Source organism: Streptomyces sp. NPDC002730, assembly GCF_042888805.1.
Lineage (GTDB): Bacteria > Actinomycetota > Actinomycetes > Streptomycetales > Streptomycetaceae > Streptomyces.
Map to the genome: position 1 here is coordinate 49,845 of NZ_JBIAQG010000001.1, position 24,051 is coordinate 73,895.

Consider the following 24,051-nt stretch of genomic DNA (forward strand, 5'->3'; position numbering starts at 1 on the left):
TTTGTTCAATACGCAGGGCATCGGCCGCGCCTACCGTCGAACCATGACGAACAGCATCAGTGACCTGCTCGAATCGGCCGTAGAACGTGCCGTACCGGTGGTACGCGGCATCGCCGACGACCGGCTGGCCGACCCGACCCCCTGCACCGAGTACGACGTACGCGACCTGATCGATCACCTCCTCCAGGTGGTGATCAACTTCCAGGCCCTGGCGGCGCGGAAGGATGCCGACTTCGCCTCCGCGCGGCACTACACCCACGGTGACTGGCGAGGCCGGTTCGCCGACGAGGCCGCCGCGCTCGTCGCGGCGTGGGCGGTTCCCGGCGCCGAGGAGGGCACGACGGGGACCATGGGCCTGCCGGCCAGGACCGTGGGGCAGATGGTGCTGGGCGATCTGACCGTGCACGCCTGGGACCTGGCCCGCGCCACCGGGCAGGAGTTCACGCCGGACCCGGTTGTGGTCGGTGAACTCGGGCCCTCGCTCGCGGAGATGGCGCCGATGGCGCGCAAGGGAGGCGTGTTCGGCGAGCCGTTCCCGCTGGCGGAGGGGGAGCGGGCATCGGAGTTCGACCGGGTGCTGGCCCTGACCGGCCGGGACCCGCACTGGCAGCCGTAACAGCAGGAACCGGTGCTACCGCCTCGTCGGCGGACTCCCGTCCCGGCCGCCCGGCTGCTTGCCCCGGCGACGGGCCTGGCGGGTCAGGCGGCCCCGGTTCTCCCGCTGGTAGCGCCGCTCCAGGCGGGCCTGGTGGTCGCGGCGGTCGCGGTACTCCCGGTACTCCATGTCGCCCCGGCCTCCGGAACGGCTGCCGCCGCGACCGTAACGGACATGGCCGAAGACCAGCACAGCCGCGGCCACCCACAGGACGGGCTCCATGAACCCGAAGCCGATCAGGGCCACGACGGCGAGCACCAATACAGGGTTCACGGTGGACCTCCGCGCGTGGACAGGAAGTTCACGCTGCCGGGGTCTCGGGCGGCCGCGGTGTTCAACCTAGCCCTGCCCGCGCGCCCGGAGAAGACACCCGACGAGCATTCCGGCAGGCACTCCCTGGACGAGCGTGAGCAGCAGAAACAGCGGCGAGGTCACGCGCGGGACGCTGTGTGTCGCCCGGAATCGTGTGGCTGTCCGGCGGGGCGGACGGCGTCGCCGTACGGCAGGCGCTCCCGGTGTCACATAGCGAGCGGCTGTGTCGTCCTAGAGGTATGAGGATCGCAGTTGCTGGAGGAACGGGAACACTGGGCCGACGCGTGGCCGCTGAGCTGCATTCGCGAGGCCACGACGTACGGGTGCTCAGCCGGAGCTCCCCGGAGTACCGCGTCGACCTGACGACCGGGGAGGGGCTGGCCGAGGCACTTGTGGGTTGCGATGCCGTGGTCGACGCGAGCAACAGCCAGTCGTCGGCGAAGCAGGCGGCGCAGACGCTCGTCGAGGGCTCGCGACGGCTGCTGGCCGCGGAAGAGGCCGCGGGCGTGGGCCACCACGTCTGTGTGTCGATCGTCGGCTGCGACCAGCTGCCGATGGGCTACTTCAAGGTCAAGGCCGACCAGGAGGCAGTCGTGGAGCAGGGGCCGGTGCCGTGGACCGTTGTACGCGCCACGCAGTTCCATGAACTGATGGACATGGCGTTCACGGCGGGCGCACGGTGGCGGGTGCTGCCGGTGCCGCGGGGGCGGCTGCAGACAGTGGCGTGTGCCGAGGTGGCCCGGGCGGTCGCGGACGTCGCCGAGGCGGCGCCGCGGCACGGACGCTTCGAGGTGGCCGGACCGGAGACCACCGACGTGCGGGCGCTGGCCCGGCGCTGGCGCGCGCTCACCGGCCGGCGGGCGCTGCTGCTGCCGTTGCCCCTGCCGGGGAGGACGGGACGGGCGCTGCGCGCGGGTGTGGCTACGTCGGAGCGGCCGGATGTACGGGGGACGGTGCTGTTCGACGACTGGCTGCGGGACAAGACGGCGGACGGCCCGGCCGCGGACCGCCGGAAAGCGGACCGCCGGAAAGCGTGCCGGCGGTGACGGGGCCGGAAGAGGCCCCGCATCCGCGTTGCGTACGGGACGCGGCCGCCGCCACGTCGGCCGGAGAGGTTCCCGCTGCCTCCTCCGACGGGCCCGGCACCCCTGCCGACGTGCCCGCCGCCGACGTGCCCGCCGCCGGGTCGGCCGCCGCCGGGTCGGCCGACCGGCCCGCCACCCCGACCCCCTCCGACCAGGCCGCCCTCGCCGATGCCTTCCAGGAGGAGCGGCCTCGCTTGTTGCGCGTCGCCTATACGACCACCGGGTCGGTGGCCGAGGCCGAGGACTGCGTCCAAGAGGCATGGCTGCGGCTGCGCGGGCTCGACGACCCGGGCGCGATCCGGGATCTGCGGGCCTGGCTGACGACCACCGTCGGGCGGCTGGCGCTCGACGCGCTCGGCAGCGCCCGCGTGCGGCGGGAGCGTTACGTCGGGACCTGGCTGCCCGAACCGCTCGTTGAAGCCGTGGTCGAGGACGATCCCGCCGAGCGGGTCACGCTGGACGAGTCCGTGAGCATGGCGCTGCTCGTCGTTCTGGAGCAGCTGTCCCCGGCCCAGCGCACCGCGTTCCTGCTGCACGACGTGTTCGGGGTCTCCTTCGACGAGGTCGCCGGTGTCGTCGGCCGCTCACCCGCGGCCGTACGGCAACTCGCCGCCCGCGCCCGCCGGGACGTCGAGAGCGGGCGGCCCCGCTTCCCGCCCACCGCTTCTCAGCAGCGCGACCTGGTCAACGCCTTCGCGGCCGCCTGCCAGGAGGGCGACCTGGAGGGGCTGGTCGCGCTGCTCGACCCCGACGCCCAGCTGCGTGGCGACGGCGGCGGCAAGGTCACCGCGCTGCGCCATATCGAGCAGGGCGCCGAGAAGGTGGCGCGCGTGCTGCTCGCCTTTACCCGGCGCCCGCCCCGCGAGCTGCACCTGGCCCGGGTCAACGGCGCGCCGGGCCTTGTCGTGCATGACGCGGACGGACTGCTGTCGGTGGTCGCGTTCACCGTCGACACCGACCGGATCACCGCGGTCGATATCGTACGCAATCCCGACAAGCTCACCGCCGTACGGGACTCGGACGACGGCTAGACTCGCCGCCCATCATCCCGAGGGGAGCCTGTGGACGTGCCGGATGTGTCTCGACCGCGTGTGGGTGTGGCCGTACTGACGAGGGGCACGCGGCCCGCCGAACTGCGAGCCCTGCTCGACTCGGTGGCCCGGCAGGACTGCCCCGCGACACGCGTGGTGGTCGTCTGCAACGGCTCGCCGGTCTCCGAACTGCCCGAGCTCCCGGACCGCGCGACCGCCGTCGAACTGCCGGAGAACCTCGGCGTGTCCGGCGGCCGCAATGCCGCCATGGTCCGACTGCGGGAGTTCGGGGATGTGGACGTCCTGGTCGACCTCGACGACGACGGACTGCTGATCGCGGCGGACGTCTTCCGCCGGATCGGCGATCTGTACGCCGCCGATCCGGAGTTGGGCATCGTCAGTTTCCGTATCGCCGACGAGACCGGCTTCACCCAGCGGCGGCACGTGCCCCGGCTGCGCTCCGGCGATCCGATGCGCGGCGGCCCGGTAACCACGTTCCTCGGCGGCGGCCACGCCCTGTCGATGGCGATGCTCGACCGGATCGGCGGCTGGCCGGACGACTTCTTCCTCACGCACGAGGAGACCGACCTGGCCTGGCGTGCTCTGGACAGCGGCTGGAAGATCGTTTACGCGCCGGAGCTGGTGCTGCAGCATCCGCGTACGTCTCCGGCCCGGCACGCGGAGTACTACCGCATGACCGCCCGCAACCGGGTCTGGCTCGCGAAACGCCATCTTCCGGCCCCGCTCGCGCCGGTCTACCTGGGAACCTGGACCGCGCTCACGCTGCTCCGTACGCGGTCGGCGCCCGGCCTGCGCGCCTGGTTCGGCGGTTTCGCGGAGGGAGTCCGTACGCCGTGCGGGAAGCGGCGGCCGATGCGCTGGAGCACCGTGTGGCGGATGGCCCGCCTGGGACGCCCGCCGGTCATCTAGCCCGCAGCCGAAGCCGCAGCGCAGTCGCCACGGCCGAAGCCGCAGCGCAGTCGCCACGGCCGAAGCCGCAGAGACGGCCGCAGCCGAAAGCTCCTGACGGCTCAGGGCCACACCAAGCAGTACGGCTGGTGCCCCGCCTCGTGGAGCCGCACCGAGAAATCCTGCCACTCGTGCAGCAGTTGGTAGACATTGAAAGCGTCGCGCGGCCCGCCCCGGTCCGGGACCGTCGACCAGATGAAGGCTGCCGCGCCCACGGACTCCTCGCCGATGCCGCGCAGCGGGTCGACCACCGTCATCGGAAGCTTGACCACCGCATAGTCGGGGTGGAGGACCACCAGCTCCAGCGGCGGCACCTTGTTCAGCGGCATGCCCTGGATACCCGTGAGCACCATGGCGGCTATGGTCTCCGGCTTGATCTTGGCGAACATTCCGCCCATGCCGAGCTCGTCGCCGCCCAGCTCCTCAGGGCGCATCGAAATCGGCACCCGAGCGGCAGTGGCCCCATCAGGTGCGCCGAAGTATTTGTAGGTCACCCCCACTCGGCCGCTCCTGCTTCCCATGGGTTCATCCGCGCCGGCATCGCCTCGCCGGTGCTTTCCCCGCCGGGCAGGCTCAGGACCCAGGTCGTCGGTCCCCTCGCCCAGTCCGCCACCGCGATGCATATCTCCACCCGACCACTCGCAGCCCCCGCCGCGCAACCCGATCATCGTGACAGTGACCTCCCCCACGAAAGTGCTGTGAAACACCGGTCCGCAAGAACTTCGGGGCCTCTGACACCATGGATTCCGTGAGCTTTCCCTATGTCGCCCCAGTTTCGCAGACGCGAGAGGGATGACGCCCTTTTGTAATACGAGGAGATCGCCCCATCCGCTCAACGGTGGCCGAGATCATCTGTCCCGGCCCCTCGACCGCCCGCATCGCAGATCAGGACCAAAGTGTCGTATTCATACGAAGCCCCAGTTTCGCAGGCGCTTTTCGACCGCGCGTCACTCGTGACGCCCGGCGGCGTGAACTCTCCCGTACGTGCCTTCCGCGCCGTGGGCGGTACGCCCCGGTTCATGGTGTCCGGTACCGGCCCGTACCTCACTGACGCGGACGGGCGCGAGTATGTCGACCTCGTCTGCTCGTGGGGTCCGATGATCCTCGGGCACTCCCACCCGGCCGTCATCGAGGCGGTGCAGGCCGCGGTCGCCCGCGGCACCTCCTTCGGCACGCCGGGCGAGGGCGAGGTCGCCCTCGCCGAGGAGATCGTGGCCCGCGTCGAGCCGGTGGAGCAGGTACGGCTTGTTTCCAGCGGTACGGAAGCGACGATGTCCGCGATCCGCCTCGCCCGCGGTTTCACCGGCCGGGCCAAGGTCGTGAAGTTCGCCGGCTGCTACCACGGACATGTGGACGCGCTGCTCGCCGCGGCCGGCTCCGGGGTGGCGACCTTCGGGCTGCCGGACACCCCGGGGGTCACGGGCGCGCAGGCCGGCGACACCATCGTGCTGCCTTACAACGATCTCGAAGCGGTGCACGAGGCCTTCCACAACCACCCGGGCGAGATCGCGTGCGTGATCACCGAGGCCTCGCCGGGCAACATGGGCGTCGTGCCGCCGCGGCCGGGCTTCAACGAGGGGCTCAAGGCGGCCTGCGCCAAGAACGGCGCGCTGTACATCTCCGACGAGGTCATGACCGGCTTCCGTACGTCGAAGGCCGGCTGGTACGGCGTCGACGGCGTCGCGCCCGACCTGATGACCTTCGGCAAGGTCATGGGCGGCGGCTTCCCGGCCGCCGCGTTCGGCGGCCGCAGGGACGTCATGGAGTACCTCGCCCCGGCCGGCCCCGTCTACCAGGCGGGCACCCTCTCCGGTAACCCCGTCGCCACCGCCGCCGGCCTCGCGCAGCTGCGGCTGCTCGACGACGCCGCGTACGAGAAGATCGACGCGGTCTCGGCCGCGATCCAGACGCTGCTGACGGACGCGCTCGCCAAGGAGGGCGTCGCCCACCGGCTGCAGACCGCGAGCAATATGTTCTCCGTCTTCTTCACGGACAGCGACGTCAGGAACTACGAGGACGCGAAGAAGCAGGAGTCCTTCCGCTTCAACGCGTTCTTCCACGTGATGCTCTCCCAGGGCGTCTATCTGCCGCCGTCCGCCTTCGAGTCCTGGTTCGTCTCCACGGCCCACGACGAGCGGGCGATCGAGCGGATCGCCGCCGCACTTCCCTCCGCCGCCCGCGCCGCCGCCGAGGCGACGGAGGTGTCCGCATGAGCGAGATCACCGTCGTCCATCTGGTGCGGCACGGCGAGGTCCACAACCCCGACGGGGTGTTGTACGGCCGCCGTTCCGGCTACCACCTCTCCGAGCTCGGCCGGCAGATGGCCGACCGGGTCGCCGAGCATCTCGCGGGCCGCGACATCACCCATGTGGTGTCCTCGCCGCTGGAGCGCGCGCAGGAGACCGCCGCGCCCGTCGCCAAGAGCCACGGCCTCACCCTCGACACCGACGAGCGGCTGATCGAGGCAGGCAATGTCTTCGAGGGCAAGACCTTCGGAGTGGGCGACGGCGCGCTGCGCAAGCCGGCCAACTGGAAGCATCTGACCAACCCGTTCCGCCCGTCCTGGGGTGAGCCGTACGTCGATCAGGTCGTACGGATGATGGGCGCGCTGAACTCCGCGCGGGACGCGGCCCGCGGGCACGAGGCCGTCTGCGTCAGCCATCAGCTGCCGATCTGGATCGTGCGGAGCTTTGTCGAGCGGCGCCGGCTCTGGCACGATCCGCGCCGCCGGCAGTGCACTCTCGCGTCCCTGACCACCTTCACGTATCAGGACGACAACATTGTCTCGGTCGGCTACACCGAGCCGGCGCGCGATCTCGTACCGGCGCATCTTCTGGCGGGCGCGAAACCCGTGAAGGGCAAGTCCAAAGCATTCGGTGCGTAGTTGCTCACGAAATTAGTTGGCACCCTTCGGAACCTCCGCCTTCCACCCGGCATCTAAGTCGGTGCCGGTGTGGATGGGCTCTCTGGACCAAGAGAGAGCGCGGATGGGGACGATATGCGCGACGTCAGTCGAAGGGGTTTGCTCGGGGCGGGACTTGGGGCGGCGGCCGCGATCGGGATCGCGGGCTGCGGCTCCACCGGCCAGGGCGGAGCGGGACAGGCCGGGTCCGGCAAGGGCAGCGGCAAGGGCGGCAAACCCTCCAAGATCGAAGGCCGGCCGATCGGCGACGGTTCCACGTCCGACACCGGAAAGCAGCCGCATCAGCCGCCGAAGCCCGTTCCTCTCGAACCGGGCCAGACGCCGCCGCAATTCGTGATCTTTTCCTGGGACGGGGCGGGCGAGGTCGGCAACGGCCTCTTCCCGCGCTTCCTCGAACTCGCCAAGAATCACGATGCGGCGATGACCTTCTTCCTCTCCGGGATCTATCTGCTCCCCGAGTCGAAGAAGACGCTCTACCGCCCTCCGAACAACGGCATCGGCGCGTCCGACATCGGCTATCTCACCGACGACCACATCAAGGCGACGCTGAAGTACATACGCCAGGCATGGCTCGACGGCCATGAGATAGGCACGCACTTCAACGGGCACTTCTGCGCCGGTTCCGGAACGGTCGGCAACTGGTCGCCCGCGGACTGGCAGAACGAGATCGACCAGGCTGTGAAGTTCGTCACCGAGTGGCGTACGAACACCGGCTGGACCGACATCGACCCGCTGCCGTTCGACTACCGCAAGGAACTGGTCGGCGCCCGCACCCCCTGTCTGCTCGGCCAGGACAAGCTGCTGCCCACCGCGAAGAAGCTCGGCTGGCGCTACGACGCGAGCTCGCCCGGCGGCCGCCAGATGTGGCCCGAAAAGCGACAGGGCCTCTGGGATCTGCCGCTGCAGCAGGTGCCGTTCCCCGGGCACTCCTTCGAGGTGCTCTCGATGGACTACAACATCCTCGCCAATCAGTCGCAGAATTCGACCAAGGGCATGCCCGAGCGCTATCCCGGCTGGAAGAAGCAGGCCACCGAGGCCTATCTCGCCGGATTCAAGCGCGCCTACGAGTCGAATCGCGCGCCGCTCTACATAGGCAACCACTTCGAGCAGTGGAACGGCGGCATCTACATGGACGCCGTCGAGGAAGCCCTCAAGGGCATGGCCGGCAAGAAGGACGTACGGCTGGTCTCCTTCCGCCAGTTCTGCGACTGGCTCGACGTCCAGGACCCGAAGGTGCTCGCCAAGCTCCGCACGCTCGAGGTCGGTCAGTCCCCGGCCGGCGGCTGGAACACATTCCTTAAGGCAGCCTGACAAGGGGCTATCCGGGCACCCCGGGGGGCGCGGAAAGATCCCCGGAACGGCCATGCGAAACTTTTCACATGAGCCTTAGCCGTGCCTCCCGCGCCGCCCTGCTGACCGCCGTGGTCGCAGTCGGCGCGCTCAGTCTGTCGGCCTGCAGCGGTGACTCCAACGGCAAGTCCGGGGGTGGCGGCAACACCAACTTCGTCACCGACTCCGGCGGTATCTCCACCGTCGCGAAGGGGAAGCGCACGGCCCCCAACAAGCTGTCCGGCGAGACCCTCGAGGGCAAGCCGCTCGACATCGCCGACTTCAAGGGCAAGGTCGTCGTGATGAACGCCTGGGGCTCGTGGTGCCCGCCATGCCGCGCCGAGGCCCCGCATTTCGCGAAGGTCTCGAAGGAGACGAAGGCGAAGGGTGTGGAGTTCGTCGGGATCAATACCCGAGACCCCAACAAGGGCCCGGCGCTCGCCTTCGAGAAGGATTTCGAGATCGGGTACCCCAGTCTGTACGACCCGGTGAGCAAGCTGATCGTCAATGGCTTCCCCAAGGGCAGCCTCAATCCGCAGTCCATTCCCTCGACGATCGTGCTCGACCGCGAGGGAAAGATCGCCGCCCGCTCCCTCAAAGCGCTCAACGCCACGGAACTCCGCAAGATCATCGACCCGTTGATCGCGGAGAAGTGATCCTGTGGAAGCTCTGACGCCGTGCTCCTGGGGGGAGCCCCAGTGAACGAGACGGTCTTCAGCGGGGCGCTGCTGGTCGCGCTGCCCATCGCCGTACTCGGCGGCCTCGTCTCCTTCTTCTCGCCCTGCGTACTGCCGCTCGTACCCGGCTATCTCTCGTACGTCACCGGGGTCAGCGGCAGCGACCTGGCCGAGGCCAAGCGCGGCCGGATGGTCGCCGGAGCCTCCCTCTTCGTCCTCGGCTTCACCGCCGTCTTCGTCTCCGGCGGCGCGCTCTTCGGCTACTTCGGCGCGACCCTCCAGGGCGAGAAGGAGACCCTCTCCAAGGTTCTCGGCGTGCTGATGATCCTGTTGGGCGTCTTCTTCATGGGGCTGATGCCCTGGCTCACCCAGCGCGAATTCCGCCTCCACAAGCGGCCGGTGACCGGTCTGGTCGGCGCACCGCTGCTGGGCGCGCTGTTCGGCGTCGGCTGGACGCCCTGCATCGGCCCGACGCTCGCGTCCGTGAACGCCCTCGCCGCCGAGCAGGCGAGCGCGGGCCGTGGGGCCATACTGACGGTCGCGTACTGCATCGGCCTCGGCCTGCCGTTCGTCCTCGCCGCGGTGGCCTTCCGTAAGGCGCTCGGCGCGTTCGGCTGGGTCAAGCGCCACTACGCCTGGGTGATGCGGACCGGCGGCATCATGATGATCGCGACCGGTCTGCTGCTGCTGACCGGTGTCTGGGACAGCCTGGTGCAGGGCATGCAGGGCTGGACCAACGGCTTCACGGTGGGGATCTGAGTTCCATGAGCAAGACAGAGTCCGACGAGCAGAGGGACAGCCAGGACGGCAAGGACCTCGGAGCGGCCGGAGCCCAGCTCTCCACCGCTCCCAGGGAAGAGCTCATCGCCGGTCCCTCCCTCTCCGTCCTCGGCTGGGTCCGCTGGTTCTGGCGGCAGCTGACCTCCATGCGGGTCGCGCTGATCCTGCTGTTCCTGCTCTCCCTCGGCGCGATCCCCGGCTCCCTCATCCCGCAGAACAGCGTGGACGAGCTGAAGGTGCAGACCTTCAAGGAGGCGCACAGGACGGTCTCGCCGCTCTACGAGAAGCTGCAGTTCTTCGACGTCTACAGCTCGGTGTGGTTCTCGGCGATCTACATCCTGCTGTTCGTCTCCCTCATCGGCTGCATCGTGCCGCGCACCTGGCAGTTCGTCGGCCAGCTCCGCGGCCGGCCGCCGGGCGCCCCCGGCCGGCTGACCCGGCTGCCCGCGTACACCACATGGCGCAGTGAGGCGGAGCCCGAGCAGGTGCGCGCCGCCGCGCTCGCGATACTGAAGCAGCGCCGCTTCCGCGCCCACACCGTCGGCGACGCGGTCGCCGCGGAGAAGGGCTATCTGCGCGAGGCCGGCAATCTCCTCTTCCACATCGCGCTGATCGTGATGCTGGTCGCCTTCGCCGTCGGCCAGCTCTTCAAGTCGGAGGGCGGCAAGCTGATCGTCGAGGGCGACGGCTTCTCCAACAGCCTCACCCAGTACGACGACTTCAAGTCCGGCTCGATGTTCAGTACGGACGAGCTCGCACCGTTCAGCTTCACGCTGGACAAGTTCACGGGCACGTACGAGAAGAACGGGCCGCAGCGCGGCACGGCGCGCACCTTCGAGGCCGACGTCAGCTACTCCCAGGGCGACGGCCCGGACAAGAAGTCCGTCATCCAGGTCAACAAGCCCCTGGTCGTCGACGGCACCAAGGTCTATCTGCTGTCGCACGGATACGCGCCCGTCGTGACCGTCCGGGACGGCAGGGGCAAGGTCGTCTTCAACGGCGCGGTGCCGCTGCTGCCGATCGACAACAACATCACATCGACCGGCGCGATCAAGGTGATGGACGGCTACCGCGACAAGAACGGCAAGAAGGACCAGCTGGGCTTCCAGGCGTTCTTCGTGCCGACGTTCGGGGGCGCGGGCAAGGGCACGATGTTCTCGCAGTTCCCGGGTCTCGAGTTCCCGGTGCTCGCCCTCACCGGCTACCACGGCAGCCTCGGCGTCAACGCCGGTCTGCCGCAGAACGTGTACCAGCTCGACACCCGCAAGCTGACGCAGTTCAAGGACGCCAAGGGCCAGATCCTCAAGGCACGGCTGCTGCCCACCGAGACGATGACGCTGCCGGACGGCGCGGGCTCCATCACCTTCGAGAAGGAAGTGAAGGAGTGGGCCAGCTTCCAGATCTCGCAGCAGCCGGGCAACGGCTGGGCGCTGACCGGCGCGATCGCCGCCATCGGGGGCCTCGTCGGCTCGCTGTTCATCCAGCGCCGCCGGGTCTGGGTCCGGGCCGTGGCGGGGGAGGACGGCGTGACCGTCGTCGAAATGGCGGGGCTCGGCCGCAGCGAGTCCCCGAAGCTTCCCGAGGAGCTGGCCGACCTGGCGGTCACGCTCCATGCAGAGGCGCCGACCGCGCCAGATCCCGATCCCGCAGATGTACCTGCCGAAGGGGCTGAGAAGTGACTCTCGCCGCCGCAACCACCAACGAAAATCTGGCGCACATCAGCAATGTGCTGATCTATTCGTCGATGGCCGTCTACACGCTGGCCTTTCTCGCCCATGTCTCCGAATGGGTCTTCGGCAGCCGCAGCAAGGTGGGCCGTACCGCCGCCGCGCTGACCGGCACCGGCACCGCTGCCGCGGCCGGCTCGGTGAAGGTCCAGGTGAAGCAGCAGGGTGGCGGCACCGCCGTACTGGACAAGCCCAAGGTCATCACCCGCTCGGCGGCCGGCACGCGTGACGTCCCGGACGGGCCCGGCGCCGCGGGCGGCACCGAGAAGGGCGATCTGTACGGCCGGATCGCCGTCTCGCTGACCGTCCTCGGTTTCTTCATCGCGGCGGGCGGCGTCGTCACCCGCGCACTGTCGGTGCAGCGGGCCCCCTGGGGCAACATGTACGAGTTCTCCATCACCTTCTCCACGGTGGCGGTCGGCGCGTACCTCGGCTTCCTGCTCGCCGGGAAGAACGTCCGCTGGATGGGCCTGCTGCTGGTCGCGACCGTGCTCGCCGACCTGGGCATCGCCACCACCTGGCTGTACACCGACAGCGATCAGCTGGTCCCGGCCCTGCACTCGTACTGGCTGTGGATCCACGTCTCCACCGCGATCTTCTGCGGTGCGGTCTTCTACCTCGGCGCGGTCGGCACGCTGCTCTATCTGTTCCGTGACAGCTACGAGAACAAGCTCGCCCGCGGCGAGCAGCCCGGCGCCTTCGCGACCTCGGTCCTGGAGCGGCTGCCCGCGGCCGCCTCGCTCGACAAGTTCGCGTACCGCATCAACGCCGCGGTCTTCCCGCTCTGGACCTTCACGATCATCGCGGGCGCGATCTGGGCCGGCGACGCCTGGGGCCGCTACTGGGGCTGGGACCCCAAGGAGGTCTGGTCCTTCATCACGTGGGTTGCGTACGCCTGCTATCTGCACGCCCGCGCCACCGCAGGCTGGAAGGGCCGGAAGGCGGCAACCCTGGCGCTCATCGCCTTCGGCTGCTGGCTCTTCAACTACTACGGCGTGAACATCTTCGTCACCGGCAAGCACTCCTACGCCGGCGTCTGACCGTTACGCACGCGTCCGACCGTCGCCCACGGCCCCCGGGCGCAGGCGTGCGGAACGGCTGAGTGCGCGCGAGGCTGGTGCCATGACCGCAACCATCGACCAGGGCACCAGCCGGAGCGAGGGACACACCCACACCCTTCACTTCGAGCTCCGCCTCGCCCACCCTGTGGACCGGGTCTGGGCGGCCGTGGCCACACCCGGGGGCCTGCTGGGCTGGCTCGCGGCCGCCGATGTGCTCGAGCCCCGGCTCGGCGGCGTGGTCACGCTGCGCCGGCTGGACACGGATGCCGAGGGACGGCACACGGTCGTCGAGGGCCGCATCACCGCCTGGGACGTCGAGCGCGTCGCCGAGTACACAGTGGACACCCTCCCCGGCCGGATGCGCTTCCATCTGGAGCCGGCCGGCAGCACCGGCACGACGGTCCGCTTCACCAACGAGTTCAACGGCGACGACGAGCTGCGTCTGGACTCCCTGGCGGGCTGGCACAACCACTTCGAGTACCTCGTCGACGCACTCGACGGGCGGCCGAAGGACTGGTCCGGCTGGACTCCGGAGCGCCGGCAGGAGCTGCGCGAGGCATACGTGGCCAGGGGGCGGGACGTCAGCCGGCCGTGATCGCGTCGAGCTGGGCCCGCAGATAGGTGTGCGAATCGATGCCCCGGACCTCGGTGCCCGGATCGCACTCGTAGAAGTAGACGAGCGAGATCAGCTCCTCGGCCGGTACGTCCGCCGGCGGCGGCAGCACCCGGTGGCGGCCCGAGCGCCAGCGCTCGCCCGTCCAGCGGGCCATCAGATCCCCGATGTTGATGGTGAACGCCTCGGGGTCGTACGGCGCGTCCTCCCAGCCGCCCTCGTCGGTGAACACCTGCAGCCCGCCCTTGCCCGCCTGCCGGTCCAGGACCGTGACCGTGCCGAAGTCGGTGTGCGGGCCGATGCGGAACTGGCCGGGCTGCGGCTCGCCGACGGTGTCCGTCCCCGGGTACCAGTTGATGTTGAAGCCCCAGGTGGGATGCCCGGTGTGCCGGGTGAAGAAGTCCTCGGCCTCGCCCAGCGCGACCGCGAGAAGCTCCAGCAGCAGATCGGAGAGCGCCCGCAGTTGCCCGAGATACGTCTCCACCCGCTCCTTCAGTCCCGGCACCTCGGCCGGCCAGGTGTTGGGCAGGAACCACTCGGCGTCGACCGCCGGCTCGCCGGTGGGGGCCTCGGCCGCGAAGGACAGCGACTCCTTCAGGTCCGGTGGTGTCTCGGTACCCTCGGCGTACCCGTTCGCCTCGGCGCCGGGTCCCAGCCAGCCGCGTCCGCCGACCTTGACGGCGTACGGCTCCTTGACGCCGGACGGCAGCCGGAAGAACTCCCTTGCCACCTCCCGGATCTCGGCACGCAGCCCTGGGTCGATTCCGTGTCCTGTGACCAGGAGGAATCCGGCGGTCCGCAGGGCCTGGTCGACGGTCGCCGCGATCTCCGCGCGGACGGCCGCATCCCCGGTGAGCCAGGGGCGCAGGTCGATGCTGGGAATCCTGGAATCAGTCACCGATGTCCTCGTTCCACAGTTCGGTGTCGGCCTTGATGACGTCACGCATCAGGCTCCCGCACTCGGCGCCGTTCAGGACTGCTTGGGGTCGTCGCCGTCCTCGCGGCGCTTGAGCTCCTCCTCGCGGCGGCGCAGATCCGCCTCCCAGTCCTTGAGGAGCGCCTCGTCCTCTACATCTTTGGAAGGTGCGGCCTCGTCCTTGAGGGACTTGAGGAAGTCGGGGTTGTCGTCGGGCGCGACCCACTCCGTGCGGTGGTTGCGATGCCGCTCGGGGGATGTGCTGCCGTCGGCGGAGACCTTGCGTGCCCGGCCGGCGACGAGCCAGGCGACCGGGCCGATCAGCACCTCGCCGAAGAGCAGCACGATGATGATCCACACCACCTTGGGGAGGTGTTTGACCTCTTGCTCAGGGGTGTTGAGGCAGTCGATGAAGGCGTAGATCCACAGCGCCAGGACCAGCAGGAAGGGCAGATACCGGAGCATGGTGGTGCGATCCCCTCGGGGGAGCGGTGGCGGGGCGGCGTGGGCCCCGGTGACGGGTACAGGGTAGTGGGTGGCCGATACTGGTTGGCATGGCTTACGACGATCTTCGCTCCCTGCTCCGGGCGCTGGAGCGCGAGGGAGACCTCAAGCGCATCAAGGCCGAGGTCGATCCCTGTCTGGAGGTCGGGGAGATCGTCGACCGCGTGAACAAGGCGGGCGGTCCCGCGCTGCTCTTCGAGAATGTGCGCGGATCCGCGATGCCGCTCGCGATGAACGTCTTCGGTACGGACCGCCGGCTGCTCAAGGCGCTCGGCCTGAAGTCCTACTCGGAGATCAGCGACAAGATCGGCGGGCTGCTCAAGCCGGAGCTGCCGCACGGCTTCGTCGGTGTGCGCGAGGCCTTCGGGAAGCTCGGCACGATGGTGCACGTACCGCCGAAGAAGGTGAAGGACGCGCCGGTGCAGGAGGTCGTCCTGCACGGCGACGACGTGGACCTGGACCAGCTGCCGGCGCTGTTCACCTGGCCGGAGGACGGCGGTTCCTTCTTCAACCTGGGCCTCACGCACACCAAGCATCCGGAGACGGGCGTACGCAACCTCGGTCTCTACCGCCTGCAGCGCCACGACAGGCGCACCATCGGCATGCACTGGCAGATCCACAAGGACAGCCGCAACCACTACCAAGTGGCGGCCAAACGCGGTGAGCGGCTGCCGGTCGCGATCGCCTTCGGCTGCCCGCCGGCCGTGACGTACGCGTCCACCGCGCCGCTGCCCGGTGATATCGACGAGTACCTCTTCGCGGGCTTCGTCCAGGGCAAGCGGATCGAGATGGTCGACTGCAAGACGGTGCCGCTGCAGGTCCCGGCGAACGCCGAGGTCGTCATCGAGGGTTGGCTGGAGCCCGGCCAGATGCTCCCCGAGGGCCCCTTCGGCGACCACACCGGCTTCTACACCCCGCAGGAGCCCTTCCCGGCACTGACCATCGACTGCGTCACGATGCGCAAGCGCCCGCTGCTGCAGTCGATCGTGGTGGGCCGGCCGCCGACGGAGGACGGTCCGCTGGGCCGGGCCACGGAGCGGTTCTTCCTGCCCCTGCTCAAGATCATCGTGCCGGACATCGTGGACTACCACCTGCCCGAGTCCGGCGGCTTCCACAACTGCGCGATCGTCTCGATCGACAAGAAGTACCCGAAGCACGCACAGAAGGTCATGCACGCCATCTGGGGCGCGCACATGATGTCGCTGACGAAACTGATCGTCGTCGTGGACGCCGACTGTGACGTCCACGATCTGCACGAGGTCTCGTGGCGGGCGCTCGGCAACACCGACTACGCCCGTGACCTGACCGTCGTCGAGGGCCCGGTCGACCACCTCGACCACGCCTCGTACCAGCAGTTCTGGGGTGGCAAGGCGGGCATCGACGCGACGAAGAAGCTCCCCGAGGAGGGGTACGTACGGGACGGCGGCTGGCCGAACATGGTCGAGTCCGACCCGGAGACGGCGGCGAAGGTCGACCGCCGCTGGAAGGAGTACGGCCTGTGAGCAGTGCCGCCGCCGCCGCAGTCCCGCAACCCGGTGGGACCAAGGCCTTTCTCCGGCTGGTGATGATCGAGCACTCGGTCTTCGCGCTCCCTTTCGCGTACATCGCCTCGCTGACCGCGATGTTCCAGCTGGACGGGAACATCCACTGGGGGCGGCTGCTGCTGGTGACGATCGCGATGGTGGGTCTGCGCACCTTCGCGATGGCCTGCAACCGCATCATCGACCGCGAGATCGACGCCCGTAATCCGCGTACCGCGGGACGCGAGCTGGTGACCGGCGCGGTCTCGGTGAGGTCGGCCTGGACCGGCGCACTGGTCGCCGTGGTCGTCTTCCTCGGGGCGGCCGCCGCGCTGAACCCGCTGTGCCTCGCGCTCGCCCCCATCGCGGTGATCCCGATGGTGGTCTATCCGTACGGCAAGCGGTTCACGAACTTCCCGCACGCCATCCTCGGACTCGCCCAGGCGATGGGGCCGGTCGGCGCATGGATCGCGATCACCGGCCAGTGGTCCTGGGACGCGGTGATCCTCGGTCTCGCGGTCGGCGTCTGGATCGGCGGCTTCGACCTGATCTTCGGCTGCCAGGACGTCCAGGCGGACCGTGCGCACGGCGTGATGTCCGTCCCGGCCCGCTTCGGCATCCCGGCCGCGCTGTACGGCGCGCGCGTCTCGCATGTCGTCACCACGGTCCTGCTGGTCTGGTACGCGCTGGCCACGGACGCGGGCGGGTTCTTCTGGCTGGGCCTGGTGATCGTCGCGGCTGCGTTCCTGTACGAGCACACGATCGTGACGCCGCACGACCTGTCCCGTCTCGACCGTGCGTTCTTCACGGTCAACGGCTTCATCGGGATCGCTCTCTTCGCGTGTGCGCTGCTCGATCTGCTGGTGCGCGGCCTGACCGTGTAGCCATGGCGCACGTGACGGCTGAAGACCGCGAGCCGCCGGATATGGTCAGAGGTGTGGAGCCTGTGGAAGTGAAGAGCCGTCAGCCGTGGGTGGTGGGGGTCTCCGGCGCGTCCGGGACGCCGTATGCCGCCGCTGTACTGCGCGGGCTGCTGGCCGCGGGCGAGAGTGTGGACCTGGTGGTCAGCCGCGCCTCGCGGCTGACGCTGCTCGACGAGACCGGGATCGCCTTCCGCGACGCGTACTGGCGCGAGGATCTGCGGGAGTGGCTGGCGCGCGGGGCCGACGGGAAGCCGGGCACCTTCCGGGTCGATGTCGATGCCGTACGGCACTGGGCCGCGGGGGATCTGGCCGCCGGGCCTTCGTCCGGTTCGTATCCTGTGAAGGGGATGCTGATCGTGCCGGCGTCCACGGCGTGTGTGGCCGGGGTGGCGCTCGGGCTCTCGAAGGACCTGCTGCAACGCGCGGCGAGCGTGACGCTCAAGGAGCGGCGGAAGCTCGTGGTCGCGGTGCGGGAGACCCCGCTGAACGGGCAGACCCTCAAGCATCTGGTGACACTGGACGAGGCGGGCGCCGTGGTGCTGCCCGCCTCTCCGGCGTTCTACGCGGGGGCGACGCACATCCAGGATCTGGTGGACTTCGTCGCTGGGCGGGTGCTGGACGCGGCAGGGGTGCCGCATCAGCTGTACCGCCGTTGGGAGGGAGAGCTGGGTGGCTCTCGTACGGATTAGCCCGGGTTAGCGCTTCTTGGCGCGGCGAGCCGTGCGGGTCTTGTCGACCCGGTGGGCGGCAGCGGGCTGATGGGCACGCGAGCGGTTGGCCAGCTCCTGCAGCTGTCGCATGTGGGCGTAGGCCATCTCGATCGAGTACACGGTGCCACTCCTGAAGTTTCGAAGGATCATTGCTGATCGTCTGAAAGATTTGCAGGGTGTTGACCCTGCGTGCCTTAGATTCTATACGTAAACTTGCGAGATCGCTGAACAATGGAAGGGTCCAGGCATATGGACGCGGTGGACAGGCAGCTCATCCAGGCGCTCAGGGAGAACGGCCGGGCTTCGTACGCCGAGCTCGGCCGGCTCGTCGGGCTCTCGGGGCCCTCCGTCACCGATCGCATCAACCGCCTCGAGGCGGCAGGCGTCATCACCGGCTACCGGGCCACCGTCGACGCCGCCTCGCTCGGTCTCGGTGTCACGGCACTGATCGGGATCTCGCTCTCCGACGCGGCCGACCATGAGGATGTGGCGCGCCGGCTGAAGGACCTCGCCGAGATCGAGGACTGCTGGTTCATCGCGGGCGACGACTCGTACATGCTCAAGGTGCGGGCCGACAACGTGGACGGTCTGGAGAAGACGATCCGCCGGCTCTCCGGCACGAGGGGCGTCTCCCGTACGCGTACCACGATCGTGCTCTCCACCAAGTGGGAGAACCGGGTCGGCGATCTGCCCGAGGAGGGCTAGGCGTACGGTGGTGGAGCCTCCGGGGGTCCCGGGGGTGTCCCCTCGGGACAGCATGGCGCAGACATATGGGAGGCGGCCTAAGTGACTGCATCTATTCAAGATGTGGGCCTCAAGCGCGAGCTGGAGGAGAAGGTCAGGGCCGGGGAGCGGCTGACCCGCGAGGACGGCATCGCCCTCTACGAGTCGGACGACCTGGCATGGCTCGGCGGACTCGCGCACGAGGTGCGGACGCGCAAGAACGGTGACGTCGTCCACTTCAACGTCAACCGCCACCTCAATATGACGAATGTGTGCACCGCGTCGTGTGCGTACTGCTCGTTCCAGCGCAAGCCGGGCGAGAAGGACGCGTACACCATGCGCATCGAGGAGGCCGTCCGTCTCGCCAAGGCGATGGAGGGCGAGAACCTCACCGAGCTGCACATCGTCAACGGGCTCCACCCCAACCTGCCGTGGCGGTACTACCCGCGCTCGCTCAGTGAGCTCAAGAAGGCTCTGCCGAACGTCTCCCTGAAGGCCTTCACCGCCACCGAGATCCACCACTTCGAGACCATCTCCGGGATGTCCGCCTCCGACATCCTCGACGAGCTGATCGAGGCCGGTCTGGAGTCGCTGACCGGTGGCGGCGCCGAGATCTTCGACTGGGAGGTCCGGCAGCACATCGTCGACCACCGCACCCACTGGGAAGACTGGTCGCGCATCCACCGCCTCGCGCACTCCAAGGGGCTCAAGACCCCGAGCACCATGCTGTACGGCCATATCGAGGAGCCCCGCCACCGCGTCGACCATGTGCTGCGGCTGCGTGAGCTGCAGGACGAGACCGGCGGTTTCCAGGTCTTCATCCCGCTGCGCTACCAGCACGACTTCGTGGACATGCAGGACGGCAAGGTCCGCAACCGGCTGCAGGCACGGACGACGATGGCGACCGGTGCCGAGGCGCTGAAGACCTTCGCGGTCTCGCGGCTGCTGTTCGACAACGTGCCGCACGTCAAGGTGTTCTGGGTGATGCACGGTGTGCAGACCGCGCAGCTCGCGCTGCAGCACGGCGCGGACGACATGGACGGCTCGGTCGTCGAGTACAAGATCACGCATGACGCGGACAACTACGGCACGCCGAACAAGCTGACCCGCGACGATCTGCTGGACCTGATCCGCGATGCGGGCTTCCGTCCGATGGAGCGGAACACGCGCTACGAGATCATCCGCGAGTACCCGGGCCCGGACGCGGATCGGCGCGAGTCGCCGCAGCCGATGCGGGTCTGACCCCAACTCCCAACTCTCCAACTCATCGGGAAGCCCCGGCCGCAGGCCGGGGTTTCCCGCGTTCTGGACACGGCTTGAGCATCGCCACTTGTAATGACTAGCCTCGCCCCATGGGCCTTACCTTTGAGCTGGATCCACCGATCGACCGTCCCCTGCGGGACGGGGTCGTCTCGCTCTGGGCCGACGTGTCCAACACCGGCGGCGCCGTCGGCTTCGTGCCGCCGGTGACCGACGACGCCGTGCGGCCCGAGTTCGTGAAGCATCTCGTCGCGATGGCCGAGGGTCGCACCCGGCTGCTCGTCGGCTACGACGACGAGGGCGCCGTCGCGGCCACCGCCTTCTTCACGTACAACACGCACCGGCTGATGCTGCACTGGGTCTGGCTCTACACGGTGATGGTGCACCCCAAGCACCAGGGCAAGGGGTACGGGCGCGAGCTGATGGCCGCGGCCGCCGAAGCCGCCCGGAGCTTCGACGGGATCGAGGCGATACGGCTCACCTGCCGCGGCGGCACCGGAGCCGACCACTTCTACGCCGCCTGCGGCTACAAGGAGGTCGGACGCGTGCCCGGCGGGATCCGGGTCGCCGAGGGCGACGACCGCGACGACATCGTGATGCTGCTGCCGCTGATCTGAACCCCCTTGAATCGGACAGGACGGGGCGTGCTTCACTGGACGGGCACGACCTGTCGTACGAAGAGAGAAGGCCCGCCGTGTCCGCTGCCAAGTCGAGCGCCGCGATCCGGTACACCACGATGCGCCTCGCCATCTTCATCGGCTGCTTCGTCCTCGTGGGCACCCTGGTCCAGGTCGGCGTACTGCCCAAGGGGCTTGGTGACTCCAACTTCGTCTGGGTGATCCTGCTCGCGCTCGTCGTGTCCGCGCCGCTCAGCTTCATCCTGCTGCGCAAGCAGCGTGACGCCATGTCCGAGCAGATCGTCGGCAAGGTCGACCAGGCCAAGGCCAGGCTCGAGGCCAACCGATCGCAGGAGGACGGCGCCGTCCAGTAGACGCCGCGTCAGCTTCTTCACACTCAACCCGCGCCCCGGCAGGAGCAGTCGCTCCGCTGCCGGGGCGTCGGCGTTCCCGGCGTGCCAGGCCTGCCCGGGACCCAAAGGGGAGCTTTGAGGTTCTCAAAGTTCAAGTGTTAACGTGTTCGATGTGAAGACAGCAGTGCGCCACCACGACGCCGTGAGCATCCCGCTCGTGGCGCGCCTGCATGTCGATCTGTGCCGCTGTATGTCCGCGGTCTGTTGCCGCTCGGTCTGATCCCGGCATCACAGCGGCGCTGCGCACTGCGCATGGGCGCCGCACCCCCGTCCCCGTATGTCTTCGATACGCCATATCTGGAGTGTGTCCTCCGTGTCCGCGAACACCGCGTCCACCACGGCCGGAAAGCCCTCGGGCTCCGGTTTCCGTATACCCAAGCTCCCCTTCTGGGCCCAGATCGCCGCCGGTCTGGCGCTCGGCGTCCTGCTCGGCTGGCTCGCCCGCAGCCAGGACATCGGCTGGCTGAAGGACACGCTCGACCAGGTCGGCTCGATCTTCGTGCAGCTGCTGAAGCTGGCCGTCGCACCGCTCGTCTTCTTCGCGATCCTGGTGTCGATCACCAACCTCCGTAAGGTCAACAACGCGGCCAGGCTGGCCACCCGCACGCTTCTCTGGTTCATGATCACGTCGCTGATCGCGGTCGCCATCGGCCTCGCGATCGGCCTGCTCACCAACCCGGGCGCGGGCACCGGGCTTACGCCGAAGGACGGCAAGGCCCCCGAGCACCACGGGACCTGGATCGACTTCCTCACCGGAATCATCCCGACGGACATCGTCACGCCGTTCGCCACGCTCGAGGTTCTCCAGATCGTCTTCCTGGCCGTCGTCGCCGGTATCGCCGCGCTGGCGCTCGGCGAGAAGGCCAAGCCGATCCTCACGCTCAGCGAGGCCGTGCTCGAGCTGCTGCAGAAGGCGCTGTGGTGGGTCATCCGCCTGGCGCCCATCGGTACCGTCGGCCTCATCGGCTTCGCCATCGCCGACTACGGCTGGAACCTGATCAGCAAGTACGCGACGTTCACTGCGGACGTCTACATCGGCTGCGCGCTGGTGCTGTTCGGCGTCTACCCGCTGCTGCTGGCGACCGTCGCCAAGGTCAACCCGGTCCAGTTCTTCAAGGGCGCCTGGCCGGCCATCCAGCTGGCCTTCGTCTCCCGCTCCTCGGTCGGCACGATGCCGGTCACCCAGAAGGTCACCGAACGTCTCGGCGTACCGAAGGAGTACACCTCGTTCGCCGTTCCGTTCGGCGCGACGACCAAGATGGACGGCTGCGCCGCGATCTATCCGGCGCTCGCCGCGATCTTCATCGCGCAGATCTTCGATGTGCAGCTCGGTGTCCAGGACTACCTGCTGATCGCCTTCGTCTCGGTCGTCGGCTCGGCGGCCACCGCCGGACTGACCGGCGCGACGGTCATGCTGACGCTGACTCTCTCCACGCTGGGTCTGCCGCTGGAGGGTGTGGGTCTGCTGATGGCGATCGACCCGATTCTGGACATGATGAGGACTGCCACGAACGTCGCAGGCCAAGCGCTGGTTCCGGTCATCGTCGCGGCCCGCGAGAAGATCCTCGACCACGACGCGTACAACTCGGCGACGTCCTCGCCGATCGACGAGTACGACGTCCGCGAGGCCGAGCAGAAGGTGGCCGTGCCGGTCGCCGCGCAGGTCACAACGGTCTGAGACACCTGTGCCCGCACCCGGACCTCCGGGTGCGGGCACAGCCGCTGTCGCGGGGCCGCCGTTCCGCAACGCGGGCTTTCGGCCGTTCTGGGCTTTCAGTCTTCCTTCGGGCCCACCCGCAGTGCCTTTGGCATCTGAACCGCGGCGGTCGGTTCAGGGATCGTGGCCACCCGCTTCGCGGCGAATTTGCGGTTGGCGACCGTCTGCTTGCGATAGGCGTCGGGAAGGTCGGGCATCGCAAGAAGGCGGTCGCACGCCTGGAGCGAGCCGGCGTAGTCGCCCACCCAGTAGGCAGTGATCGAGAACTCGAACAGCAGTCCCCAGCGGTACACCCACGGCTGGATGAACAGCAGGTCGTCCGGCGGCTCCTGGCCCAGCCCGGCACGGACGATCGCGTGCGCGGCATGATGGCGGCCCAGTTTGCGCAGCCGCGCGGAGAGTTCGTAGGACGCTTCGAGCCGCTGTGGACGCGACTCCCAGGCGCGGGAGAAGGCGTCCATCGCTCCCGGCCAGTCGTCGGAACCGTCCTTGAGAATCCCGACCTGCAACAGCGAGTAGTACACCTCTTCGACCCAGCCCCCCATCGCGGCGCGGCGCTCGTACAGGGTGATCGCCTCGTCGGTGTTGCCCATGTCGCGCATGGTCTGTGCCAGGTAGAAGACCGTGCGGGTATTGGCGGGGTCGCGCTCCATCTCGGCGCTCAGCAGGCGCGCGTCGCGCTCGAACTTGTCGTGCCGTGAGCCTCCGTCGTGGAAGTCCTCGATGATGAGCGCGTCGAGATTCTCCTGGTCGTGCCGCTGGTCGGCAGTGAGGTACTCGTGGGTGACGCCTTCGTAGCGCCAGGCGATGTCGCCGCGGACCAGGCGCCTGATGCGGTACTCGGTCGCGCCTTCGTGCCGCAGCATGTAGGCGTCGGCGGTCAGCCGGGGCAGCGGGCCGTCCCGGCGGATCACGAGGTCGGCGTCGAGGAGGAGCAGATAGTCGGCCTTGCCGTGGGCGTGCCTGATGTTCAGGGTCCGGTTGTGGCCGAAGTTGACCCAGGGCTCCTCGTGCAACTCGCCCGGGATGCCGTGCATTGCCGTACGGATCAACTCCTGGGTTCCGTCGGTCGAACCGGTGTCGGAGATCACCCAGGTGTCCACCAGGTCACGCACTGAGGCGAGGCATCGTTCGATGACTTTCGACTCGTTCTTGACGATCATGCACAGGCACACGGACGGCTTCACAGCATCACCACTTCCGGCGGGTCGGTCCGGCGGCGACCCTATGCACCGGACTCAGCGGCGCGGAGACGGCACGCCGACGGCCCGTGCCGGTTCGCTGCCGCGTACGCACCCATTGGTGTGTCTCTCATAGGCCATTCCGTTGATAACCCTGGGAGGGTCTCAAGGCGTTGCGTCCGCGAACCGATGATGCCGAAGGAAGCCCGAACTCGCTTCCGGAGCGTCACTCGAACTGGTTCAAAAAGGAGCAGTGTATGAGTCCTGAACACAGGACCAAGTCCCCGCTGGGCCCGCTTCCAAGGCGGCGTGCCTGGCTGACCGGCGGCACGATCGCGTCGATCGCGCTTGTGCTTACGGGGATGGCGAGTCCCACGATTGCCGCCGCGCAGGCCACCAAGGCGA

The 24,051-nt window shown here is 68.7% G+C and carries 26 protein-coding genes; 20 read left to right on the forward strand and 6 right to left on the reverse strand.

All coding sequences use genetic code 11. The annotated features are described in order from the left end of the window. The first annotated feature begins 43 nt into the window (after nt 1–43). Entirely contained in the window at nt 44–616 is a 573-nt protein-coding gene (locus ACFYXH_RS00265) for a TIGR03086 family metal-binding protein (protein WP_389559329.1), read from the forward strand. A 15-nt stretch (nt 617–631) separates the two neighbouring features. Here the strand turns inward: ACFYXH_RS00265 and ACFYXH_RS00270 are convergent, their stop codons facing one another. Then, on the reverse strand, nt 632–928 hold the full coding sequence (locus tag ACFYXH_RS00270; RefSeq protein WP_389559330.1) for a hypothetical protein: 297 nt from the start codon (nt 926–928) through the stop codon (nt 632–634). A gap of 278 nt (nt 929–1,206) precedes the next feature. Between ACFYXH_RS00270 and ACFYXH_RS00275 the strand changes: the two genes are divergently transcribed. The 3 genes from ACFYXH_RS00275 to ACFYXH_RS00285 all read left to right on the forward strand — a co-directional run bounded on the left by ACFYXH_RS00275 (nt 1,207) and on the right by ACFYXH_RS00285 (nt 4,013). After that, on the forward strand, nt 1,207–2,013 hold the full coding sequence (locus ACFYXH_RS00275) for an SDR family oxidoreductase (protein ID WP_389559332.1): 807 nt from the start codon (nt 1,207–1,209) through the stop codon (nt 2,011–2,013). A 110-nt stretch (nt 2,014–2,123) separates the two neighbouring features. Next, a complete protein-coding gene (gene sigJ / locus ACFYXH_RS00280; protein WP_389560597.1) occupies nt 2,124–3,083 on the forward strand; it encodes an RNA polymerase sigma factor SigJ in 960 nt (319 codons plus the stop codon). A 45-nt stretch (nt 3,084–3,128) separates the two neighbouring features. Next, entirely contained in the window at nt 3,129–4,013 is an 885-nt protein-coding gene (locus ACFYXH_RS00285) for a glycosyltransferase family 2 protein (RefSeq protein WP_389559333.1), read from the forward strand. Nucleotides 4,014–4,114: 101 nt separating this feature from the next. On the opposite strand, the gene ACFYXH_RS00290 is transcribed toward ACFYXH_RS00285, so the two are convergent. Then, complete coding sequence (locus ACFYXH_RS00290; protein ID WP_362678782.1) at nt 4,115–4,675, reverse strand: hypothetical protein; 561 nt, start codon at nt 4,673–4,675, stop codon at nt 4,115–4,117. 273 nt (nt 4,676–4,948) lie between these two features. On the opposite strand from ACFYXH_RS00290, the gene hemL reads away from it, so the two are divergent. The 8 genes from hemL (at nt 4,949) to ACFYXH_RS00330 (ending at nt 13,144) form a co-directional block, all read left to right on the forward strand. After that, the gene (hemL, locus tag ACFYXH_RS00295; protein ID WP_389559334.1) at nt 4,949–6,265 is read left to right on the forward strand and encodes a glutamate-1-semialdehyde 2,1-aminomutase; all 1,317 of its coding nucleotides are present in this window, start codon (nt 4,949–4,951) and stop codon (nt 6,263–6,265) included. Beyond that, entirely contained in the window at nt 6,262–6,936 is a 675-nt protein-coding gene (locus tag ACFYXH_RS00300) for a histidine phosphatase family protein (RefSeq protein ID WP_389559336.1), read from the forward strand. Before hemL ends, ACFYXH_RS00300 begins: the two co-directional genes overlap by 4 nt. Before the next feature lie 114 nt (nt 6,937–7,050). Beyond that, nucleotides 7,051–8,286: a hypothetical protein gene (locus ACFYXH_RS00305; protein WP_389559337.1), complete on the forward strand. Its 1,236-nt coding sequence runs from the start codon at nt 7,051–7,053 to the stop codon at nt 8,284–8,286. 68 nt (nt 8,287–8,354) lie between these two features. Continuing rightward, nucleotides 8,355–8,960 carry a TlpA family protein disulfide reductase gene (locus tag ACFYXH_RS00310; protein WP_389559339.1) on the forward strand — a complete coding sequence of 202 codons (606 nt, stop codon included), beginning with the start codon at nt 8,355–8,357 and terminating at the stop codon, nt 8,958–8,960. 42 nt (nt 8,961–9,002) lie between these two features. After that, nucleotides 9,003–9,740, forward strand: a complete 738-nt coding sequence (locus ACFYXH_RS00315; RefSeq protein WP_389559340.1) for a cytochrome c biogenesis CcdA family protein — start codon at nt 9,003–9,005, stop codon at nt 9,738–9,740. Between the two features lie 5 nt (nt 9,741–9,745). Then, on the forward strand, nt 9,746–11,440 hold the full coding sequence (locus ACFYXH_RS00320; protein ID WP_389559341.1) for a cytochrome c biogenesis protein ResB: 1,695 nt from the start codon (nt 9,746–9,748) through the stop codon (nt 11,438–11,440). Continuing rightward, nucleotides 11,437–12,528: a c-type cytochrome biogenesis protein CcsB gene (gene ccsB / locus ACFYXH_RS00325; protein ID WP_389559343.1), complete on the forward strand. Its 1,092-nt coding sequence runs from the start codon at nt 11,437–11,439 to the stop codon at nt 12,526–12,528. The genes ACFYXH_RS00320 and ccsB overlap by 4 nt, the downstream gene beginning before the upstream one ends. 82 nt (nt 12,529–12,610) lie before the next feature. Continuing rightward, complete coding sequence (locus ACFYXH_RS00330; protein WP_389559345.1) at nt 12,611–13,144, forward strand: SRPBCC domain-containing protein; 534 nt, start codon at nt 12,611–12,613, stop codon at nt 13,142–13,144. Here the strand turns inward: ACFYXH_RS00330 and ACFYXH_RS00335 are convergent. Together ACFYXH_RS00335 and ACFYXH_RS00340 are read right to left on the reverse strand one after the other, a co-directional pair. After that, nucleotides 13,131–14,060, reverse strand: a complete 930-nt coding sequence (locus ACFYXH_RS00335; protein WP_389559346.1) for an isopenicillin N synthase family dioxygenase — start codon at nt 14,058–14,060, stop codon at nt 13,131–13,133. The two genes, ACFYXH_RS00330 and ACFYXH_RS00335, sit on opposite strands and share 14 nt — an antisense overlap. Before the next feature lie 72 nt (nt 14,061–14,132). Beyond that, entirely contained in the window at nt 14,133–14,543 is a 411-nt protein-coding gene (locus ACFYXH_RS00340; protein ID WP_389559348.1) for a PLD nuclease N-terminal domain-containing protein, read from the reverse strand. Nucleotides 14,544–14,632: 89 nt separating this feature from the next. Here ACFYXH_RS00340 and ACFYXH_RS00345 point away from each other — a divergent pair, with 89 nt between their 5' ends. From ACFYXH_RS00345 to ACFYXH_RS00355, 3 genes are read left to right on the forward strand one after another with little or no spacing between them, the layout of a single operon-like run. Then, on the forward strand, nt 14,633–16,084 hold the full coding sequence (locus ACFYXH_RS00345) for a menaquinone biosynthesis decarboxylase (RefSeq protein ID WP_389559349.1): 1,452 nt from the start codon (nt 14,633–14,635) through the stop codon (nt 16,082–16,084). Further along, nucleotides 16,081–16,986 carry a menaquinone biosynthesis prenyltransferase MqnP gene (gene mqnP / locus ACFYXH_RS00350; protein ID WP_389559350.1) on the forward strand — a complete coding sequence of 302 codons (906 nt, stop codon included), beginning with the start codon at nt 16,081–16,083 and terminating at the stop codon, nt 16,984–16,986. The genes ACFYXH_RS00345 and mqnP overlap by 4 nt, the downstream gene beginning before the upstream one ends. A gap of 41 nt (nt 16,987–17,027) precedes the next feature. Then, entirely contained in the window at nt 17,028–17,714 is a 687-nt protein-coding gene (locus tag ACFYXH_RS00355) for a UbiX family flavin prenyltransferase (RefSeq protein WP_389560599.1), read from the forward strand. A 6-nt stretch (nt 17,715–17,720) separates the two neighbouring features. Here ACFYXH_RS00355 and ACFYXH_RS00360 read toward each other — a convergent pair whose 3' ends face one another. Then, nucleotides 17,721–17,855, reverse strand: coding sequence for a hypothetical protein (locus ACFYXH_RS00360; protein WP_389560672.1), 135 nt, complete (start codon nt 17,853–17,855; stop codon nt 17,721–17,723). A 129-nt stretch (nt 17,856–17,984) separates the two neighbouring features. Between ACFYXH_RS00360 and ACFYXH_RS00365 the strand changes: the two genes are divergently transcribed. From ACFYXH_RS00365 to ACFYXH_RS00385, 5 genes are all read left to right on the forward strand, one after another. Further along, a complete protein-coding gene (locus ACFYXH_RS00365; RefSeq protein WP_327325384.1) occupies nt 17,985–18,440 on the forward strand; it encodes an Lrp/AsnC family transcriptional regulator in 456 nt (151 codons plus the stop codon). Between the two features lie 93 nt (nt 18,441–18,533). Continuing rightward, complete coding sequence (gene mqnE, locus ACFYXH_RS00370) at nt 18,534–19,700, forward strand: aminofutalosine synthase MqnE (RefSeq protein WP_389560601.1); 1,167 nt, start codon at nt 18,534–18,536, stop codon at nt 19,698–19,700. Between the two features lie 110 nt (nt 19,701–19,810). Then, on the forward strand, nt 19,811–20,335 hold the full coding sequence (locus tag ACFYXH_RS00375) for a GNAT family N-acetyltransferase (protein WP_327325385.1): 525 nt from the start codon (nt 19,811–19,813) through the stop codon (nt 20,333–20,335). A gap of 77 nt (nt 20,336–20,412) precedes the next feature. Beyond that, complete coding sequence (locus tag ACFYXH_RS00380) at nt 20,413–20,709, forward strand: DUF4229 domain-containing protein (RefSeq protein ID WP_362678150.1); 297 nt, start codon at nt 20,413–20,415, stop codon at nt 20,707–20,709. A 352-nt stretch (nt 20,710–21,061) separates the two neighbouring features. Next, a complete protein-coding gene (locus tag ACFYXH_RS00385; protein ID WP_389559353.1) occupies nt 21,062–22,426 on the forward strand; it encodes a dicarboxylate/amino acid:cation symporter in 1,365 nt (454 codons plus the stop codon). 95 nt (nt 22,427–22,521) lie between these two features. On the opposite strand, the gene ACFYXH_RS00390 is transcribed toward ACFYXH_RS00385, so the two are convergent. After that, nucleotides 22,522–23,652 carry a glycosyltransferase gene (locus ACFYXH_RS00390; RefSeq protein WP_389559355.1) on the reverse strand — a complete coding sequence of 377 codons (1,131 nt, stop codon included), beginning with the start codon at nt 23,650–23,652 and terminating at the stop codon, nt 22,522–22,524. Nucleotides 23,653–24,051 lie beyond the last annotated feature (399 nt).

What these genes read in the sequence shown, in the direction of transcription:
- ACFYXH_RS00345 (WP_389559349.1), top strand. Translation starts at nt 14,633, where the DNA reads ATGGCTTACGACGATCTTCGCTCCCTGCTCCGGGCGCTGGAGCGCGAG.
- ACFYXH_RS00320 (WP_389559341.1), top strand. Translation starts at nt 9,746, where the DNA reads ATGAGCAAGACAGAGTCCGACGAGCAGAGGGACAGCCAGGACGGCAAG.
- ACFYXH_RS00300 (WP_389559336.1), top strand. Translation starts at nt 6,262, where the DNA reads ATGAGCGAGATCACCGTCGTCCATCTGGTGCGGCACGGCGAGGTCCAC.
- ACFYXH_RS00330 (WP_389559345.1), top strand. Translation starts at nt 12,611, where the DNA reads ATGACCGCAACCATCGACCAGGGCACCAGCCGGAGCGAGGGACACACC.
- ACFYXH_RS00340 (WP_389559348.1), bottom strand. Translation starts at nt 14,543, where the DNA reads ATGCTCCGGTATCTGCCCTTCCTGCTGGTCCTGGCGCTGTGGATCTAC.
- ACFYXH_RS00305 (WP_389559337.1), top strand. Translation starts at nt 7,051, where the DNA reads ATGCGCGACGTCAGTCGAAGGGGTTTGCTCGGGGCGGGACTTGGGGCG.
- ACFYXH_RS00310 (WP_389559339.1), top strand. Translation starts at nt 8,355, where the DNA reads ATGAGCCTTAGCCGTGCCTCCCGCGCCGCCCTGCTGACCGCCGTGGTC.
- ACFYXH_RS00365 (WP_327325384.1), top strand. Translation starts at nt 17,985, where the DNA reads ATGGACGCGGTGGACAGGCAGCTCATCCAGGCGCTCAGGGAGAACGGC.
- ACFYXH_RS00290 (WP_362678782.1), bottom strand. Translation starts at nt 4,675, where the DNA reads ATGCATCGCGGTGGCGGACTGGGCGAGGGGACCGACGACCTGGGTCCT.
- ACFYXH_RS00265 (WP_389559329.1), top strand. Translation starts at nt 44, where the DNA reads ATGACGAACAGCATCAGTGACCTGCTCGAATCGGCCGTAGAACGTGCC.
- ACFYXH_RS00375 (WP_327325385.1), top strand. Translation starts at nt 19,811, where the DNA reads ATGGGCCTTACCTTTGAGCTGGATCCACCGATCGACCGTCCCCTGCGG.
- ACFYXH_RS00275 (WP_389559332.1), top strand. Translation starts at nt 1,207, where the DNA reads ATGAGGATCGCAGTTGCTGGAGGAACGGGAACACTGGGCCGACGCGTG.
- ACFYXH_RS00355 (WP_389560599.1), top strand. Translation starts at nt 17,028, where the DNA reads ATGGTCAGAGGTGTGGAGCCTGTGGAAGTGAAGAGCCGTCAGCCGTGG.